This is a genomic window from Desulfovibrio sp. 1214_IL3152 (assembly GCF_036763055.1).
GTDB lineage: Bacteria > Desulfobacterota > Desulfovibrionia > Desulfovibrionales > Desulfovibrionaceae > Desulfovibrio.
On sequence record NZ_JBAIYW010000177.1, the window covers coordinates 1 to 1,184 of the forward strand.

Annotated in this window: 2 pseudogenes; one reads left to right on the top strand and one right to left on the bottom strand. The window is 58.7% G+C overall.

Annotated elements, in window-relative coordinates:
- Window positions 1-384 (top strand): annotated as a pseudogene (locus V6C07_RS03730) (ParB/RepB/Spo0J family partition protein); the annotation flags it as partial.
- A 241-nt stretch (window positions 385-625) separates the two neighbouring features.
- Here the strand turns inward: V6C07_RS03730 and V6C07_RS03735 are convergent.
- A pseudogene (locus V6C07_RS03735) lies at window positions 626-1,184 on the bottom strand (transcription antitermination factor NusB); the annotation flags it as partial.

Sequence of the window (1,184 nt, forward strand, 5' to 3'; positions counted from 1 at the left end):
GCCGGACGCATCAGCGCCGGGCATGCCCGCTGCCTTCTGGGTATTGACGATCCTTCCGCCGCCGAGGCACTGCGCCTGCGTATTCAAAGCCACGGCATGACCGTGCGTGAAGCTGAAGACGCCGCAGCCTTCTGGCGCGGCAACTCTGCCCTGCCCTGGCTGGAAGGAGGGGAAAAGCAGACCGTACAGCCCGTGCCGCAAAAAATTTCGCGCAAGAAAAGTCCGGCCTTCAAGCTTCTGCAAAAAGACCTGAGCAGCGCCCTTGGCTGTGCCGCCAAGATCAGCGGCGACGAAAACGGCGGGCGTATTTCACTGAACTATACCAATAAGCAAGAGTTGGATGCCCTGCTGGAAAAATTCGGCGTGGCTCTTGAGGCCGAATAGCGCAAACATGCTTTGCATTGGCGCGAGCTACACAAAATAACGCAGGTGGCAATAAACGCATTGCGTGTAAAATCCCCTGAAGTTCATTCAAAAACCGCATTGCGCATGACAGCAATCAGGCCCCGGCGGGATTATCCCGCCGGGGCCTGTTTTAGCATATTTCTGCACCAGTTATGGCGAATAACGCATACCTGCCTTACTCGTCTGGCAAAAACGCGAACGCCCTGCCCGCCTCTTGCCTTCAGCCTTTCCTGCGCAGCACAGCGCCAAACATGCCTTCAAGCCAGGGGTGGCTGTGCTCTGTCTGCCACTGGCGCTCAAGGGTCAAATCTGAATTGCTTTCAAGCAGTTGACGGACAGCACGTTCGTTTTCCGCAGGGTTGAGCGTGCAGGTTATGTAGGCCAGCTCCCGGCCCGGCTGCAACAGACCGGCAAGGGTGCGCAGCATATTCAGTTGCAAGGCTTCAAGTTCAGCAAGATGTTGCGGTTCGCGCCTGCGGATATCCGGCCTTCGGGCCAATACCCCCAGACCGGAACAGGGTGCATCCACCAGAATATGCCCAGTCCATTGCCGCAACGGCGGCACAACGGCATCCGCCAGACAGTGCGGCGGCACAGGCAGTCCAAGCGTTGCGCACTGGGCTGGCAGGCCTCGCAAGCGAGCAAAGGAGCGGTCTGAACACAATGCCACTGGAACGCCCCATTCCATCAGGGCAGCGCTTTTGCCGCCATGCCCGGCGCAGGCATCCCACACAGGCTCATTCCAGCGATCAAGCCCCAGAGCAAGCAAGACCTGCTGA